This window comes from Billgrantia antri (assembly GCF_019430905.1).
Lineage (GTDB): Bacteria > Pseudomonadota > Gammaproteobacteria > Pseudomonadales > Halomonadaceae > Halomonas > Halomonas antri.
The window spans coordinates 122,044-137,591 of the sequence record NZ_JAHYCA010000004.1; the positions used below are offsets into that span (position 1 = coordinate 122,044).

16 protein-coding genes are annotated in these 15,548 nt (G+C 64.3%); 6 read left to right on the top strand and 10 right to left on the bottom strand.

Going from position 1 to position 15,548, the window contains the following annotated elements; genetic code table 11:
• Positions 1-131: 131 nt before the first annotated feature.
• The 5 genes from KPL81_RS12075 to KPL81_RS12095 all read right to left on the bottom strand — a co-directional run bounded on the left by KPL81_RS12075 (position 132) and on the right by KPL81_RS12095 (position 5,613).
• Entirely contained in the window at positions 132-1,637 is a 1,506-nt protein-coding gene (locus tag KPL81_RS12075) for a fumarate hydratase (protein WP_219792402.1), read from the bottom strand.
• 174 nt (positions 1,638-1,811) lie between these two features.
• Positions 1,812-2,633, bottom strand: coding sequence for an endonuclease VIII (gene nei / locus KPL81_RS12080; protein WP_219792404.1), 822 nt, complete (start codon positions 2,631-2,633; stop codon positions 1,812-1,814).
• 236 nt (positions 2,634-2,869) lie between these two features.
• The gene (uvrB, locus tag KPL81_RS12085; protein ID WP_219792405.1) at positions 2,870-4,891 is read right to left on the bottom strand and encodes an excinuclease ABC subunit UvrB; all 2,022 of its coding nucleotides are present in this window, start codon (positions 4,889-4,891) and stop codon (positions 2,870-2,872) included.
• 86 nt (positions 4,892-4,977) lie between these two features.
• Positions 4,978-5,400, bottom strand: coding sequence for an OsmC family protein (locus KPL81_RS12090; RefSeq protein WP_209478244.1), 423 nt, complete (start codon positions 5,398-5,400; stop codon positions 4,978-4,980).
• Positions 5,401-5,415: 15 nt separating this feature from the next.
• Positions 5,416-5,613: a hypothetical protein gene (locus KPL81_RS12095; protein ID WP_219792406.1), complete on the bottom strand. Its 198-nt coding sequence runs from the start codon at positions 5,611-5,613 to the stop codon at positions 5,416-5,418.
• 137 nt (positions 5,614-5,750) lie between these two features.
• Between KPL81_RS12095 and ygfZ the strand changes: the two genes are divergently transcribed.
• Entirely contained in the window at positions 5,751-6,791 is a 1,041-nt protein-coding gene (gene ygfZ, locus KPL81_RS12100; protein ID WP_219792407.1) for a CAF17-like 4Fe-4S cluster assembly/insertion protein YgfZ, read from the top strand.
• Here the strand turns inward: ygfZ and KPL81_RS12105 are convergent.
• Genes KPL81_RS12105 through KPL81_RS12115 form a run of 3 tightly spaced genes read right to left on the bottom strand, consistent with a single transcriptional unit; the run spans position 6,788 to position 9,717 of the window.
• The gene (locus KPL81_RS12105) at positions 6,788-7,555 is read right to left on the bottom strand and encodes a TatD family hydrolase (RefSeq protein ID WP_219792408.1); all 768 of its coding nucleotides are present in this window, start codon (positions 7,553-7,555) and stop codon (positions 6,788-6,790) included. The two genes, ygfZ and KPL81_RS12105, sit on opposite strands and share 4 nt — an antisense overlap.
• 40 nt (positions 7,556-7,595) lie before the next feature.
• Entirely contained in the window at positions 7,596-8,084 is a 489-nt protein-coding gene (gene mscL / locus KPL81_RS12110; protein WP_219792409.1) for a large conductance mechanosensitive channel protein MscL, read from the bottom strand.
• 43 nt (positions 8,085-8,127) lie between these two features.
• Positions 8,128-9,717: a peptide chain release factor 3 gene (locus KPL81_RS12115; RefSeq protein WP_219792410.1), complete on the bottom strand. Its 1,590-nt coding sequence runs from the start codon at positions 9,715-9,717 to the stop codon at positions 8,128-8,130.
• A 148-nt stretch (positions 9,718-9,865) separates the two neighbouring features.
• On the opposite strand from KPL81_RS12115, the gene KPL81_RS12120 reads away from it, so the two are divergent.
• Both KPL81_RS12120 and KPL81_RS12125 read left to right on the top strand, forming a co-directional pair.
• Positions 9,866-11,131, top strand: a complete 1,266-nt coding sequence (locus KPL81_RS12120) for an ATP-binding protein (protein ID WP_219792411.1) — start codon at positions 9,866-9,868, stop codon at positions 11,129-11,131.
• Positions 11,132-11,145: 14 nt separating this feature from the next.
• Complete coding sequence (locus KPL81_RS12125) at positions 11,146-11,685, top strand: response regulator transcription factor (RefSeq protein WP_219792412.1); 540 nt, start codon at positions 11,146-11,148, stop codon at positions 11,683-11,685.
• 184 nt (positions 11,686-11,869) lie between these two features.
• On the opposite strand, the gene KPL81_RS12130 is transcribed toward KPL81_RS12125, so the two are convergent.
• A complete protein-coding gene (locus tag KPL81_RS12130; protein ID WP_219792413.1) occupies positions 11,870-12,643 on the bottom strand; it encodes a 3-hydroxybutyrate dehydrogenase in 774 nt (257 codons plus the stop codon).
• Between the two features lie 84 nt (positions 12,644-12,727).
• On the bottom strand, positions 12,728-13,174 hold the full coding sequence (gene hybE, locus KPL81_RS12135; RefSeq protein WP_219792414.1) for a [NiFe]-hydrogenase assembly chaperone HybE: 447 nt from the start codon (positions 13,172-13,174) through the stop codon (positions 12,728-12,730).
• Positions 13,175-13,279: 105 nt separating this feature from the next.
• Here hybE and KPL81_RS12140 point away from each other — a divergent pair, with 105 nt between their 5' ends.
• The 3 genes from KPL81_RS12140 to KPL81_RS12150 all read left to right on the top strand — a co-directional run bounded on the left by KPL81_RS12140 (position 13,280) and on the right by KPL81_RS12150 (position 15,396).
• Complete coding sequence (locus tag KPL81_RS12140) at positions 13,280-14,101, top strand: inositol monophosphatase family protein (RefSeq protein ID WP_219792415.1); 822 nt, start codon at positions 13,280-13,282, stop codon at positions 14,099-14,101.
• Between the two features lie 123 nt (positions 14,102-14,224).
• Positions 14,225-14,485, top strand: coding sequence for a GrxA family glutaredoxin (locus KPL81_RS12145; protein ID WP_209478232.1), 261 nt, complete (start codon positions 14,225-14,227; stop codon positions 14,483-14,485).
• A 143-nt stretch (positions 14,486-14,628) separates the two neighbouring features.
• Positions 14,629-15,396, top strand: coding sequence for a VOC family protein (locus tag KPL81_RS12150; RefSeq protein WP_219792416.1), 768 nt, complete (start codon positions 14,629-14,631; stop codon positions 15,394-15,396).
• The last annotated feature ends 152 nt before the right edge of the window (positions 15,397-15,548 follow it).

Consider the following 15,548-nt stretch of genomic DNA (forward strand, 5'->3'; position numbering starts at 1 on the left):
TCTCCCTGAAAAAACAGCATGCTGCAGCATACCCCAGACGATGACGGCCCCGCCAGTTGGCGGGGCCGCTTTCATCGAACGCATTGCCGGTCGCGAGGGAGCGCGCCGGGCTGTTACGCTGAGCCAGCGCATCAAGCGCGCTCGGCGATGATCTCCTTCCACTTCGCGGGGCCGGTCTGGTGCACCGAGGTGCCCTGGCTGTCCACCGCCACGGTGACCGGCATGTCCTCGACCTCGAACTCGTAGATCGCCTCCATGCCCAGGTCGGCGAAGCCCACCACGCGGGATTTCTTGATCGCCTGGGCCACCAGATAGGCGGAGCCTCCCACGGCCATCAGGTAGACCGCCTTGTTGTCGCGAATCGCCTCGATCGCGGCTGGGCCACGCTCGGCCTTGCCCACCATGCCCAGCAGGCCGGTTTCCTCGAGCATCGTGCGCGTGAACTTGTCCATGCGCGTGGCCGTGGTCGGGCCTGCCGGGCCCACCACCTCGTCGCGCACCGGGTCTACCGGGCCGACGTAGTAGATGAAGCGCCCTTTCAGATCGACCGGCAGCTCCTCACCCTTGGCGATCATGTCGACCATGCGCTTGTGGGCGGCATCGCGACCGGTGAGCAGCTTGCCGTTGAGCAGCAGCGTATCGCCCGGCTGCCAGGTCTGCACCTCCTCCGGCGTCACCGTGTCGAGGTTGACGCGCTTGACGTTGTCCCCGGCCTCGCGAGTGATCTCGGGCCAATCCTCGAGCTTCGGCGCCGGCAGAGCCGCCGGCCCGCTGCCGTCCAGCGTGAAATGGGCGTGGCGCGTGGCGGCACAGTTGGGAATGATCGCCACCGGCTTGTTGGCGGCGTGGGTCGGGTAGTCCTTGACCTTGATGTCGAGCACCGTGGTCAAGCCGCCCAGGCCCTGGGCGCCGATACCGCTCTTGTTGACCTTGTCGAACAGCTCCAGGCGCAGCTCCTCGGCGCGGTTGGACGGGCCGCGGGCCTGCAGCTTCTGGATGTCGATGGGGTCGAGCAGCGCTTCCTTGGCAATCTCCATGGCCTTCTCGGCGGTACCGCCGATGCCGATGCCAAGCATGCCGGGCGGACACCAGCCGGCGCCCATCTTGGGCAGCTGCTCGAGCACCCAATCGACCACGTTGTCGGAGGGGTTGAGCATGGCGAACTTGCTCTTTGCCTCGCTACCGCCGCCTTTGGCCGCGACGTGTACTTCGACGGTGTCGCCCGGCACCAGCTTGTGATGGATCACCGCCGGCGTATTGTCGCCAGTATTCTTGCGCGCTCCGTCCGGGTCCGCCAGCACCGACGCGCGCAGCACGTTGTCTGGGTAGTTGTAGGCACGGCGCACACCTTCGTTGATCATGTCGTCGAGGCTCATGTCGGCCTCGAAGCGTACGTTCATGCCAACGTGGACGAACACGGTGACGATACCGGTGTCCTGGCAGATCGGGCGGTGCCCCATGGCGCACATGCGCGAGTTGATCAGGATCTGGGCAATGGCATCCTTGGCCGCCGGGTTCTCCTCCCGCTCGTACGCCGCCGCCATGGCATCGATGAAATCCTTGGGATGGTAGTAGGAGATGTACTGCAGGGCGTCGGCGACGCTCTGGATCAGATCGTCCTGGCGAATCACGGTCATGTGCAAGGAACTCCTCGGCAGTGTCGGCATGCCCGCTCTCTGGGTTCGCGGCGCGAAGCGGCGGGTTCGATCGGGGGCGAATTATACCGTATCGCGACCTGCTCGACAGGTTCATGCCGCCAAGGTCGAACGCACGTCGTAAGTGATAAAGAAAGATAACGGTATAAATACAGACTACCCGGCTTGGCAGCTTGGGCAGCGATACAGCCGGCGCGAGCCGACCATCAACCGTTGGATCGGCGTGCCGCAGGCATGGCAAGGACGTCCGTCACGCTCGAACACGGCGAATCGACACAGCCGCCGGCTCTCGCCCTGCCGCTTGGCGGCGACCGCCCACTCGGCGCGGTTGGTCACGCCGGCCTGCTCATAAGCCTGTCGGGTCACATCGAGAATGGCCTGCGCCAGCCGTGCCTGCCGCTCGGCGCTCAAGTCCACCATGCGGGCCGCAGGTGGCAGCCCGGCGAAGAACAGGATCTCAGAGCGCAAGTAGTTGCCGATGCCGGCGAAAGGCGCCTGGTCGAGCAGCAGGCCACCCAGCCGACGACGCGCGAAGCGCGGCTCGGCCAGGCGCGCCAGGGCCTGCTCCGGCGTGACACCGTGGGTCAGCAGATCGGGGCCGAGCCGGGAGAGAAACGGATGCTCGTTGAGCTTCCCGGCCGGCCACAGCGAGACATCCGAAGCACTGTAGAGGCTGGCCGAACGCCCTTCCGCCGTCAGCCGCACGCGCAGCGAGCGTTCGGTATCGGGCTCGCGCTCGGCGTCGTGCAGCTTCCACACGCCGTAGAGCTGGTTGTGGGAATAGAGCACGCGACCGTCGTCGAAGCGCGTGAGCAGTGCCTTGCCCCAGCTGTCTACCGCCGTGACCTCACGACCCACCAGCGAATCCGCCTCGGCGGCAAGCTCAGGAAAGGCGAACCACACCGACTCCAGCCGCCTGCCGGCAAGCTGCTCGTGCAGGCGGTCGGCGGCACGGCGAATCTCAGGGCCTTCGGGCATCGTGACTCCAAGTTAAGAATGCGGGTACGCAGCGTGAGGCGCCGGGAACAGGACATAGAGGGGGACTTTTGCCAGGGGTGAGGAGCATCGCTCCGAACGGGCTGGCCATGGATGGCCAGCCCCGGTCCCGCAAGCGGAGCAGGATGCGAGAGCGAAGCAGGGCAAAAGTAGCGCCCAGGGATGGGTTTACAGCGCCCCCTCGCAGCCCTGTCGACGAAAAGCCTCGAGCAAACAGACTATCCAAGCGCCAACTGCCGCTCCTTGAGCTCATGCAGCCGGTCGCGCAGCCTGGCCGCCTCCTCAAACTCCAGGTTCTGGGCCGCCTCGAACATGGCATCCTCGACTCGCGAGACCTCCTTGACCAGGTCGGTCGGCGAGAGCTCGGAGATATCGTAGATCGCTGCGCCCTCGGCTACCTTGCGCTCGCTGCGCCGCCCTTTGCCCTTGCGCCCCGGGGCCTGGGCCGCTTCCATGATGTCAGCCACCGAGCGGGTCACGGTGGTCGGCGTGATGCCGTGTTTCTCATTGTGGGCGATCTGCTTGGCGCGGCGCCGCTCGGTCTCGTCGATGGCGCGGCGCATGGAGTCGGTCACGCGGTCGGCGTAGAGGATCGCCTTGCCGTGGGCATTGCGTGCCGCCCGGCCGATGGTCTGGATCAGCGAGCGCTCGTTGCGCAGGAAGCCCTCCTTGTCGGCATCGAGGATCGCCACCAGCGAGACCTCGGGAATGTCGAGCCCTTCTCGCAGCAGGTTGATGCCCACCAGCACGTCGAACTTGCCCAGGCGCAGGTCGCGGATGATCTCCACCCGCTCCACGGTGTCGATGTCCGAGTGCAGGTAGCGGACCCGCACGTCATGTTCGTCGAGGTATTCGGTGAGATCCTCCGCCATGCGCTTGGTCAGGGTGGTGACCAGCACCCGCTCGCCCACCTCGGTACGCAGTCGAATCTCGGAGAGCAGGTCGTCGACCTGGGTCGAGGCCGGACGCACCTCGATTTCGGGGTCGACCAGCCCGGTGGGACGCACCACCTGCTCCACCACCTGGCCGGCGTGCTCAGCCTCGTAGGGCCCCGGAGTGGCCGAGACGAAGATCGTCTGCGGGCAGATGCTTTCCCACTCCTCGAAGGTCATCGGACGGTTGTCCAGCGCCGACGGCAGGCGAAAGCCGTACTCGACGAGTGTCTCCTTGCGCGAGCGGTCGCCCTTGTACATGCCGCCGACCTGGGGAACGCTGACGTGGGATTCGTCGATGAACAACAGCGCATCATCCGGCAGGTAGTCGAAGAAGGTGGGCGGCGGCTCGCCCGGCGCACGCCCCGAGAGATAGCGTGAGTAGTTTTCGATACCGTTGCAGTAGCCCAGCTCGTTCATCATCTCGAGGTCGTAAAGCGTGCGTTGTTCCAGCCGCTGGGCCTCCACCAGGCGGTCATTCTTGCGCAGCCACTCCAGGCGTTCGACCAGTTCGGCCTTGATCCGATCGGCGGCCGAAATGATCGTCTCACGCGGCGTCACGTAGTGGCTCTTTGGGTAGATGGTCATGCGCGGCACCTGGCCACGCACCTCGCCAGTGAGCGGGTCGAACAGCCGGATCGAGTCGATCTCGTCATCGAACAGCTCGACCCGCACCGCCTCCTCGTCGGAATCGGCCGGGTAGATGTCGATCACGTCGCCGCGCACCCGGTAGGTGCCGCGCTTGAAGTCCATGTCGTTACGGGTGTACTGCAGCTCCGCCAGGCGGCGCAGGAACGAGCGCTGGTCGATCAGTTCGCCGCGGGTGAAGTGCAAGCGCATCTTGAGGTACTGGTCGGGGTCGCCGAGACCGTAGATGGCCGAGACCGAGACCACGATCAGAGCATCGCGACGTTCTAACAATGCCTTGGTCGCCGAGAGTCGCATCTGCTCGATGTGGTCGTTGATAGAAGCGTCCTTCTCGATGAAGGTATCCGACGAGGGAACGTAGGCTTCCGGCTGGTAGTAATCGTAGTAGGAGACGAAGTACTCGATGGCGTTGTCGGGAAAGAACGACTTGAACTCGCCGTAGAGCTGGGCGGCCAGGGTCTTGTTGGGCGCCATGACGATGGTGGGCCGCTGCAGCCGCTCCACCACGTTGGCCATGGTGAAGGTCTTGCCCGAACCGGTCACGCCGAGCAGCGTCTGATGGGCCAGCCCGGACTCGAGCCCCCGGATCAGGCCTTCTATGGCGGCAGGCTGGTCCCCGGCGGGCTTGAAGTTGGCATTGAGGCGAAACGGCTTGCTCATGGCGGCTCCCAACAGGCCCCAGGCGCCGAAGGGCGCCTGGTAACAACATCCAATGTAGCCGGTATCTCAACGGTGGCGCAGTATGGCTACGCCCCGAGAATAGCGGCACTGCGCGTGGTGACCTCCACGGTGGCGCTGGTCATGAGGCGATGAATGGGGCACTTGTGGCTGATCTCCTCCAGCCGCTCCCGCTGCTCGGCATCGTCGATGCCATGGAAGGTCATCACCACTTCGAGTCGGTAAACGCCCTTGCGTTCCTCGCTGTCGTCGCGGTTGACCCTGACGCTGATGCCCTCGAGCGGCCACTGCTTGCGCCGGGCGTACATCTGCGCGGTGATCGCCTTGCAGGCGCCGAGCGAAAGGTCGAAGTAGTCGTGCGGGTCTGGTGCGCTCCCCTCGCCGCCGAAGGCCTGGGGCACATCGGCGTAGAGATCCTCGAACCCCTCGATACGGACCCGCTGACGAAAGATGCTGTTGCGCTCGCTGACGATCTCGATGGAATTTTTCATTGTGCGTTCCGCTCGCTACTTTACCTGGATGGGAAGCTTGAGGACCTGGACGGCACGAATCAGCGCCTCGCGACTGACGCGTCCTTCCACTTCCGCTCCATGGCGCCCCACCTCGGCGCTCTCCACGCCATCCACCATCATCAGGGCCGTGGTGATACGGTTGACCTGATCGGCGTTCTCCACGCCACTGAAACTGAGCGACTGTTGCGGCATGCCTGTCTCCCCGGGCATGGAATGGGAAAGCACGAGTCTAGCATGGCAACCCCGGAGTGGCAGCCGCTTGCATTCTCGCCACCTTGCCCGCATACCATGAGCCATATTCCCCGACGACGACCCGGAGCCAGACTGGCATGAACGATTGGATCACCGCCCTGGGAGGGCGATACCTGAGTGACGAGCGGGTGACGTTCGACACCCCCGAGCCCGCCCGCCAGGCCATGGAGCACACCGTCATCACCCCGCTCGTCCACCTTGGCGTGCTGGATGTTAGCGGCCCTGGTGCCGACAAGTTGCTGCAAGGTCAGGCCAGCGCCCAGATCGATCTCGCCAACGGCAGCTTCGCCCCGCTGGCCTGCTTCTGCAGCGCCAAGGGTCGCATGCTGGCCAACGCCCAACTGCTGCGCATCGATGCCGAGCGCTATCGCCTGATCCTGCATCGCGACCTGCTCGCGCCGCTGCGCGACCACCTGAAGAAGTTCGCGCCGTTCTACAAGAGCGGACTCGCCATACGCGACGACCTGGCCCTGCTGGGGCTGATCGGCAAGGAGGCCCAGGCGCTGGCGGAGGTACGCTTCGACGTCGCCCCTCCCGCCGTCTGGCACCAGTCGGGTGACGAGAAGGTGCAATTGCTGGCCCACCCGGGGCCACAGCACCGGCTGCTGGCCTGCCTGACACTGGAGCAGGCCGAAGCGGTCGCCACCCGGCTCAACGAGCAGGCGGCTGCGGTCGGTAACGCCGTCTGGTGCCTGCAGGATATCCAGGCCGGGCTCGCCTGGCTGACGCCGGCCCACCGGGACGCCCTGCTGCCGCAGATGATCAACTGGGAGGCGCTGGGTGGCGTCAGCTTCAAGAAGGGCTGCTATACCGGCCAGGAAGTGGTGGCCCGCGCCCACTTCCGCGGTCAGGTGAAGAAGCGCCTGGCCCGCGCCCAGTTGGAAGGAAGCCGGCTGCCCGAGCTGGGCGCCAGCGTGGTCGATGCCAATGGCAAGGCGTCAGGAGAGGTGGTAGCGGCGGAACTCGACGCCTACGGTCAGGCCGAGATCCTTGCCGTGCTCACCACGCGGGAGGATATCGGGCCGCTCAGTGTCGACGGTCAAGCCGCCAAATTGCTGAAGCTCCCCTACCCGATCGAACGCCTCGACCCGGAGCAGCTGGCCCAGGCAAGCGCCTAGGACAAGTCCAAGCCGAATATCCGCTGGGCGGTCGCCGTGCTCTGGGCGGCGATCGCCTCGGGCGTTTCGCCACGCAGTTTCGCCACCATTTCACAGACCTGAACGATGCGTACCGGCTCGTTGCGCTGGCCCTGGTAGCCGCACAGCGGCATGTCGGGGCTGTCGGTCTCGAGCACGAAGCCATCCTCGGGCAGGCTTTTTACCGCGCGCCACAGGCGCTGGGCGCGCTGGTAGGTGACCGCACCGCCCAGCCCCACCACGAAGCCGAGATCGAGAAACTTCCAGGCCTGATCCGGCGAGCCGGAAAAAGCATGAATCAGCCCCCCCGCAGGGAGATCGAGCTCACGCAAGCGTTTCGAGACCTTGTCGTTGGCGTGCACGCAGTGGATCACCACCGGCAACTGGCGCGACTTGGCCAGGCGCAGTTGGGCGCTGAACAGCGCCCACTGGGCGTCCAGGGTCTCTTCGAAGCGCGCGTCGATGCCGCATTCGCCCAGGGCCCGCACCTCGGGGCATTGGTCCAGCATGCGCGCCAACGCCTCGACGTCGTCCTCACCGTGCTCGTGCATGAAATAAGGGTGCAGCCCCAGACTGACGTGCACGTCCTCGCGCTTGCCCAGCGCCAGCACGGAAGGCCAGCGCTGGCGGGTGGTGCCAGGCACCATGAAATGGCCGACCCCGGCCCCCCTGGCACGTGCGAACATCGCCTCGCGGTCCTCGTCGAAGGCCTCGAAGTCCAGGTGGCAGTGAGCATCTATCAACATCCGTGTCGTGCTCCTTTGCGTGAATCATCGCGCTGCCGAGTCACTCCGATTCGGCTTGCGTGGTCGGCAAATGCGAGGTGCAAGCCGGGCAGCGTGTGGCCGGAATGGGGATCTTGCTCAGGCAGAAGGGGCAATCCTTGACGGTGGGTGCAGCCGCCGTTTCGGGGCGATAGGCGAGGTTCTTGAGCCGGTTGATGTTGCGAATCAGCAGGAAGGTGGCGAAGGCCACGATCACGAACGACAACACCGCATTGAGGAACAGGCCATAGTTGAGGGTCACCGCCCCGGCCGCCTGGGCCTGCTCCAGGGTGTGGTAGAGCGCGTCGCCGGGAGCGTCGCGCAGCACCAGGAACTGGTTGGTGAAGTTCATCCCTCCCGTCGCCAGCCCGATCAACGGAGTGAAGACGTCCTTGACCAGGCTGTTGACGATGGAGGTAAAGGCGGCACCGATGATGATGCCCACCGCCATGTCGACGACGTTGCCCTTGACCGCGAATTCGCGAAACTCCTTCAGCATCTTCGATGCCATGACCGTCTCCCTTCAACCCCTAGGGTGCCCAGCGTGCCGGACGTCAGTGCTCCCGGGTAGCAGCGAAGCGAATCTCCGGCCAACGCTCCTGGGTCATCTGCAGGTTGACCCTGGTGGGAGCAATGTAGGTCAGGTAGCCGCCGCCATCCAGCGCCAGGTTGGCGCTCGCCTTGCGCTTGAACTCCTCGAGCTTCTTGGCATCGTCGCAATAGACCCAGCGCGCGGTTTGCACATTGATCGGCTGGTAGATGCAGTCGACCTTGTACTCCTCCTTGAGGCGATGGGCGACTACATCGAACTGCAGGGTGCCCACGGCGCCGAGAATGAGGTCGTTGTTGTCCAGCGGCTGGAACAGCTGGGTGGCGCCCTCCTCGGAGAGCTGCTGGAGCCCCTTCTGCAGCGCCTTGAGCTTGAGCGGGTCCTTCAATTGCACACGCTTGAACAGCTCCGGGGCGAAGTGCGGGATGCCGGTGAAGCGCATGTCCTCGCCCATGGTGAAGGTGTCACCGATCTGGATGGTGCCGTGGTTGTGCAGGCCGATGATGTCGCCGGGCCAGGCCTCTTCCACGTGGGCGCGGTCGGAGGCCATGAAGGTCAGGGCATCGGCGATCTTGACGTCTTTGCCGATGCGCACATGGCGCATCTTCATGTTCTTCTCGTACTTGCCCGAGCAGACCCGCAGGAAAGCGATGCGATCACGGTGCTTGGGATCCATGTTGGCCTGGATCTTGAACACGAAGCCGGTGAAGCGTGAATCGTCGGCCGCGACGCTGCGGGTGTCGGTCTCACGGGGCTGCGGCGGCGGTGCATACTCGACGAAGCCGTCGAGCATCTCACGTACCCCGAAGTTGCCCATGGCGGTGCCGAAGTAGACCGGCGTCAGCTCACCGCGGCGGTAGGCATCGAGATCGAACTCATGAGAGGCGCCACGTACCAGCTCCACCTCCATGCGCAGTTCCTCGGCCGCTTCTGCGCCAAGCACCGCCTCGACCTCGGGGCTGTCCAGGCCCTCGATGCGCTTGTCGTCGGGAATGCGACTGCCCTGCCCCTGGGTGTAGAGGTGAATCACGTCGTTGTAGAGGTGATAGACCCCCTTGAAGTGACGCCCCATGCCGATCGGCCAGGTCATCGGCGCACACTGGATGTTGAGTACCGTCTCCACCTCGTCCATCACCTCAATGGGATCGCGAATGTCGCGGTCCATCTTGTTGACGAAGGTGAGGATCGGCGTGGTGCGCAGGCGGCATACCTCCATCAGCTTGATGGTACGCGCCTCGACGCCCTTGGCTCCGTCGATCACCATCAGCGCCGAGTCGACGGCGGTCAGGGTGCGATAGGTGTCCTCGGAGAAGTCCTCGTGCCCAGGAGTATCGAGCAGATTGACGATGCGCCCGCCGTAGGGGAACTGCATCACCGAGGTGGTCACCGAGATGCCCCGCTCCTGCTCCATCTTCATCCAGTCGGAGGTGGCGTGGCGGTCGTTGCGCTTGCTCTTCACCGAGCCGGCGAGCTGAATGGCGTTTCCGAACAGCAGCATCTTCTCGGTGATGGTGGTCTTGCCCGCATCGGGGTGCGAGATAATGGCAAAGGTTCTGCGCAGCCCGACTTCCCGGGCCAGATCGGCATCAGACATCAGTCTCGAATTCGTCGTATGGCACCCATGACGGTGCGTGAGTGTGGAATGGCACGCATTCTACGGCTTTGCCTCGCACAGTTGTAGGGCAGCGGCGAGAAAGGACACGACACGCTATCATGTCGGCGGATTAATCGCTGGAGGCTCCATGCCAACCGCCCCGCCCCTGCCACTCTCGACGCCCAGCCGCAACCTGATTCGCCTGACCATCGTGCGCGGCATCACCTGGACCGGCTTCCTGGTGGCGGTCATCGTGGGTATCGAGCTGCTTCACTTCGAGCTGGAGGTGCCCGCCGTCATCGGCGTGATCGTATGCATGGGACTGGTCAACCTGTTCACCTGGTGGCGACTCGGCCGCCAATGGGCGGTCAGCCATACCGAATACGTGCTTCATCTGCTCGCCGACATCTTCGGGCTCACGCTGCTGTTTTACCTTACCGGTGGTTCCAACAACCCCTTCATCAACTACTACCTGGTACCGGTCACCATCGCCGCCGCCACCCTGCCCTGGCGCTACGCCTGGATCGTCGCCTCGACGGCCATGGCGTCGTACACGCTGTTGATGTGGGATTACCACCCAGTGCCGCAGTTTGCCCACTACCACGAAGGCTTCGGCATCAACCTGCACGTGCTGGGCATGTGGCTGAACTTCGGCCTTTCGGCAGGGCTAGTGACGTTCTTCATCTTCAAGATGGCCCACGCCCTGCGCAGCCGCGAGCAGGCCTTGTCCCAGACCCGCGAATCCGCCCTGCGCAACGAACAGATCGTTGCGGTCGCCACCCAGGCGGCAGGCACCGCCCACGAACTGGGCACGCCGCTGTCGACGATGGCGGTACTGCTCACCGAGATGCGCGAGGATGCCCGCGACGACCCGGAGCTGATCGAGGACATCGAGCTGCTGCGTCGCCAGGTCGACGTATGCAAGTCGCGACTGCGAAACTTGGTGGAGAGCGCCGATCGGCGGCGCATGGCCGAGCCCGAGGTGCTCGACGCGCGCGACTGGCTGCAGGGCGTCGTGCAGCGCTGGCTGGTGCTGCGGCCAGACGTCAGCTACCGTCTCGAAATCAGCGAACAACGCGGCACACCCTGGCTCAAGGTCGATACCACGCTGGACCAGGCCATTACCAACCTGCTCAACAACGCCGCCGACGCTAATCCGGACGACATCCAGATCCGTCTCGACTGGAGCGCCGAAGAAACGGTGATCGACATCCGCGACCACGGACCCGGCGTCACCCTGGACATTGCCGACCAGTTGGGTGAAACCTTCGTCTCGACCAAGAGCAAGGGGCTGGGCATCGGCTTGTTTCTCACTCATGCCACCATCAACCGCTTCGGCGGTGGCGTGAGACTGTATAATCATCCTGACGGGGGGACGCTGACCGAAGTGATCCTGCCGCACAGTGAGCCCTGAGCGACGAGGACACCATGCAAGACGCCGAAACACGCCTGCTAATCGTCGACGACGATGAAATGTTCTGCCACGTGCTCTCCCGCGCCCTGGGCCGGCGCGGCTATGAGGTGCTGGTGGCCAACGATGCCGAGCAGGCACTCGCGCTGGCCCGCCGCCACCGCCCCGAGCTGGCCACCCTCGACCTCAAGCTGGAGCACAGCTCGGGCCTGAAGCTGTTGCCGGAGCTGCTCGAGGTGGTGCCGAACTGCCGAGTCGTGGTGCTGACCGGCTACTCCAGCATCGCCACCGCGGTGGAAGCAATCAAGCTGGGTGCGGTCAACTACCTGTGCAAGCCCGCCGATGCCGACGAGATCCTCGTCGCCCTGGGGCGCGAAGAGGGCGATCCAGATGCCGAAGTGGCAGACAACCCGCCCTCGATCAATCGCGTCGCCTGGGAGCATATCCAGAAGGTTTTGCAGGAGCACGACGGCAATATCTCCGCCACTGCCCGCGCCCTGGGCATGCACCGCCGCACCCTGCAGCGCAAGCTACAAAAGCGCCCGGTGCGGCGCTGACTTTCCAACGTGGCGAGGTTTCGGCTGTCAGGTTGGAGGTTGACGTCGCGGCTTTCCCGGCGACAGGTCTGCGCGAAGGCGCTGTAACCCGATCCTTGGGCGCTACTTTTTCCTTCCCTGGAAAAAGACCTCCGCTTCGACCTGTGCCCGGTGCCGCTCGCGTGAGTAGCAATTTCCGTAGCGCTTACTGAGCCGTCCAGCCCAAGTCTATATTCCAGCTCGATCCGCTCACCGCGCCTGCCGCATCCGAGGCCAGGTAGGCCACCAGACCAGAGACCTCCTCGGGGTCGATCAGACGCTTGACCGCAGCATTCTTGAGCATGATCTGCTCCACCACGTCCTGCTCGTTCATGTTGTGCAGCCTGGCCTGGTCGGCAATCTGGTTCTCTACCAGTGGCGTCTTGACGTAGGCCGGGCAGATGGCATTGGCGGTGATCCCCTGTGGGCCGCCTTCCAGCGCTGCCGTCTTGGTCAGTCCGATCAGGCCGTGCTTGGCACTGATGTAGGCGGACTTGCCCGGCGAGGCGACCTGGGCGTGTACCGAGGCGATATTGACGATCCGCCCCCAGCCATTCTGACGCATCGAGGGCCATGCCGCCTGGGTCAGCAGGAAGGGCGCCGTCAGCATCAGGTCGATGATCTGCCGCCACTTGGCTTCGGGGAAGTCCTCGATCGGCGAGACATGCTGGATGCCGGCGTTGTTGACCAGGATGTCGACCTGCCCGAAGCGCTTGATCGCCTCCGCCACGGCCCCTTTGCAGGCCTCGCCGTCGGTGAGATCGGCCTGGTAGAACGCCGCCCCGGCGGCGTCGGCCTTCTCCTTGGCCTGCTCGTTGAAATCGACGGCCAGGACCTGATGGCCGAGCTCACGGAACTGGCGCACTACCGCCTCGCCGATGCCGCTGGCGGTTCCCGTTACCAGGGCGACGCGTGGCACGGAGGTCGTTGCATGGGGCATGGGTAATTCCTTCTCCACGACGTTGAAATGACGAATCCTCAGCATAGGCCCGAGGCAGTGAACAAGGCCAGCCAAGGCCTGGCCTCAACTGGCATCATCGGGCTGCATGACACGGTCCATCAAACGCTGAGCCAGACGGCTACCCTCTTCGCGCGTCTCCAGGTCGGTCAGGTCGTCGAGCAGATCGCAGCGCCATAGCCATATGCCATCGTCCAGCGTCTCAGCGACGAATGGGTAGCGCCCCGAAGGCAGTACAAACGCCCGACGCTCGCCTTCGACCGGTGAAGCGTCGCTGGCAACGACCGGAAACAGCACGAGGGATAGCGAGACGGGACTGATCAGGGCGCCTACCAGATAGTCGCTCGCCGTCGACGTCTCGCCAGCGTCCGGAAAGACCTGGAAACACAACGCATCGACATCGAGCTGCGAATTGCGCCCCGGGGTTGCTTCAAGCGCAGCGCCATGCCGTCGCTTCCAGGCCTGAGCCATCTCGTTCAGGCGCCGATACTGCTCGGGCGTTGGGGCCAGCATGTCACACTCCTCTTGTACAATGGGCGCTGAAGGACAGGAGGTCCCGTTCGGCAGGACGCCTCACGGCTGCTATTCTGGCAGCTTCATGCGCGACGAGGAATGCCCATGCTCCCCCAGCAACGTTTAGAGCTGGCCGTCTCCATCGCCCAGGAGGCCGGCGAGCGAATAGTGGCGGCCAGACAGAGCCAGAGCTTCAACCAGCAACTCAAGAACGGCCAGGAACTGGTTACCGACGTCGACGTGGCCGTCGACACGCTGATCAGCGAGCGACTCGACGCCAGCCTGCCTGGCGAGCAACGGCTCAGCGAGGAACTCGCCCCGGACCGTGAAGTGATGCGCACGGCGGAAGCGCTCTGGGTCATCGACCCCATCGACGGCACCGTCAACTTCGCACATGGTCTGTATCATGTGGCCGTCTCCATTGCCTGGGTCAGCGAGGGCAAGACCCGTCTGGGCGTGGTACACGCCCCCTTTCTCGGCGAGACCTATACCGCCCTCTATGGCCAGGGGGCCTGGCGCAACGGCAAGCCGATCCATGCCAGCCGCACCACCAGCCTGCAGCGCTGTCTGGTCGGCACCGGTTTTCCCTACCGTCGTGACAGCCGTCCACCCTTGATGCGCCGGCTGATGGCGGTACTGGAACACTGCCAGGACGTACGCCGCAACGGCTCGGCCGCTCTCGACCTGTGCGATGTAGCCTGTGGTCGACTCGACGCCTACTACGAAAGCGTGTCGCCCTGGGACTTCGCCGCCGGCGTACTGATCGCCCGCGAGGCCGGCGCCCGTCACGGACACCTCTACCCCTGCCCCAAGGGCATCCCCGAAGACCTTTACGGCGAGAACCTGTTGGTCTGCGCGCCTGAAATCCAGGCTGAGCTGGGCGATCTGCTACGTGCAGCCGACGCCAACGAACTCAGGACATACTAGGGTTCCCGCCCAGCGGTCTCGACGATAGGGCTCCCCAATCGGGCCACTAGCAGCCTGCTATTGGCCCAAGCCTCTCTCATCCTTCACAATGGGGCTTAGGAAAACCTTCAGGAGAGTTTCATTATGTTCGTGGTCATCTTCGGTCGTCCCGGCTGCCCCTTCTGCGTTCGCGCCCAGCAGCTCGCCAAGAGCCTCGAAAGTGCCAACGCGATCGAGGGCCACCGCTACGTGGACATCTGGGCCGAAGGTATCAGCAAGGCCGACCTGGAGAAGACCATCGGCAAGCCGGTTTCGACCGTGCCGCAAATCTTCATTGACCAACAGCATGTCGGCGGCTTCACCGAATTCGACCAGTATGTTCGCGACAATGCCCTGATGGCATGATGCCCCGGGCCGGGGCGCTGCCTTCGACCCCGGCCTTGCGTTCATTTCCCGTTTAACGTTCTTCCCGCGTTGAAAGCCGTTGCTGTCCAGCCCCTATACTGAGGTCTAATGCGCACGCGCATCAGGACATAAGGAACGGCACGATGCAAAGGGAAGAATTTCTCCAGCAGCTCTGGCTCGACTACATCCATCAACATCCGGATGTGGGCATGCTGCGCCTGTGGCCGATGGATGCGCCGGTCGAGTACCTTACGCTGCTTACCCTCAATCAGCCTCCTTTCGCCGCCGAGGATCTGCAGCCCACGCTCGGCCATCTCGGCTATCGCCCCGTGCATCGTTATGCCATGGCCGATCGTGGGCTGCTGGTCACTCTGCTGGCACCTCCCGACAACGGCACCTGGCTGGTGCTGGCGGAGCTACAGCTAAGCAGCCTTTCGCGCCAGCCACGCGATGCACTTGCCGAGCTGGTGAGCCGCGCCCACCCCAAGGATACGCGGGGCAAGAATTTGCTGAGCCGCGGCCGTCCCTGGCCCATGCCCAGTTGGCCCCTGTATCGTACGCTGTACGACGCCCACCCCCTGGCTGCCTGGTTTGCCGCCATGGGGCCGAGCGTGCACCACGCCGGCTTCGACTGTGCACGCCTCGGCAGCAGTTTCGAAGCACTCGATGCCGCCCTGTCCGCAGCCGGTCTCGCGGGCAGCGAAGACCGCTACCATGGCATTTTTCCCGTATCTCCACTGCTCCAGTATCGCTTTTACCCCACCTGCTCGCAGCGCCTTGCCTTCGCCGAGGGGGACGAGCACCGTGTCTGCCTGGGCGGCCTGGCCCTGCTGCAGAAGCGCTTGAGCAGTGACCACGAGCGCACGGTGGAGTTGCTCCTACCGCACCACACACGTTGCGAGCTCACCTGAACCCGGGCGAAGCGTTATCCACAGAAACTGTGGATAACGCTGTGCAAGACGTCGTAACAAGCCCCGGCGACCTTGGAGCGACGCCTCTTTTCGGTGCTGATCATAAAAGCATCACATAGCGAAACGTAAAGGCCCGGGCATTAAGCCCGGGC

Coding starts and splice junctions, on each gene's coding strand:
- KPL81_RS12075 (WP_219792402.1), bottom strand. CDS start 1,637: ATGACCGTGATTCGCCAGGACGATCTGATCCAGAGCGTCGCCGACGCC.
- nei (WP_219792404.1), bottom strand. CDS start 2,633: ATGCCCGAAGGCCCTGAGATTCGCCGTGCCGCCGACCGCCTGCACGAG.
- uvrB (WP_219792405.1), bottom strand. CDS start 4,891: ATGAGCAAGCCGTTTCGCCTCAATGCCAACTTCAAGCCCGCCGGGGAC.
- KPL81_RS12090 (WP_209478244.1), bottom strand. CDS start 5,400: ATGAAAAATTCCATCGAGATCGTCAGCGAGCGCAACAGCATCTTTCGT.
- KPL81_RS12095 (WP_219792406.1), bottom strand. CDS start 5,613: ATGCCGCAACAGTCGCTCAGTTTCAGTGGCGTGGAGAACGCCGATCAG.
- ygfZ (WP_219792407.1), top strand. CDS start 5,751: ATGAACGATTGGATCACCGCCCTGGGAGGGCGATACCTGAGTGACGAG.
- KPL81_RS12105 (WP_219792408.1), bottom strand. CDS start 7,555: ATGTTGATAGATGCTCACTGCCACCTGGACTTCGAGGCCTTCGACGAG.
- mscL (WP_219792409.1), bottom strand. CDS start 8,084: ATGGCATCGAAGATGCTGAAGGAGTTTCGCGAATTCGCGGTCAAGGGC.
- KPL81_RS12115 (WP_219792410.1), bottom strand. CDS start 9,717: ATGTCTGATGCCGATCTGGCCCGGGAAGTCGGGCTGCGCAGAACCTTT.
- KPL81_RS12120 (WP_219792411.1), top strand. CDS start 9,866: ATGCCAACCGCCCCGCCCCTGCCACTCTCGACGCCCAGCCGCAACCTG.
- KPL81_RS12125 (WP_219792412.1), top strand. CDS start 11,146: ATGCAAGACGCCGAAACACGCCTGCTAATCGTCGACGACGATGAAATG.
- KPL81_RS12130 (WP_219792413.1), bottom strand. CDS start 12,643: ATGCCCCATGCAACGACCTCCGTGCCACGCGTCGCCCTGGTAACGGGA.
- hybE (WP_219792414.1), bottom strand. CDS start 13,174: ATGCTGGCCCCAACGCCCGAGCAGTATCGGCGCCTGAACGAGATGGCT.
- KPL81_RS12140 (WP_219792415.1), top strand. CDS start 13,280: ATGCTCCCCCAGCAACGTTTAGAGCTGGCCGTCTCCATCGCCCAGGAG.
- KPL81_RS12145 (WP_209478232.1), top strand. CDS start 14,225: ATGTTCGTGGTCATCTTCGGTCGTCCCGGCTGCCCCTTCTGCGTTCGC.
- KPL81_RS12150 (WP_219792416.1), top strand. CDS start 14,629: ATGCAAAGGGAAGAATTTCTCCAGCAGCTCTGGCTCGACTACATCCAT.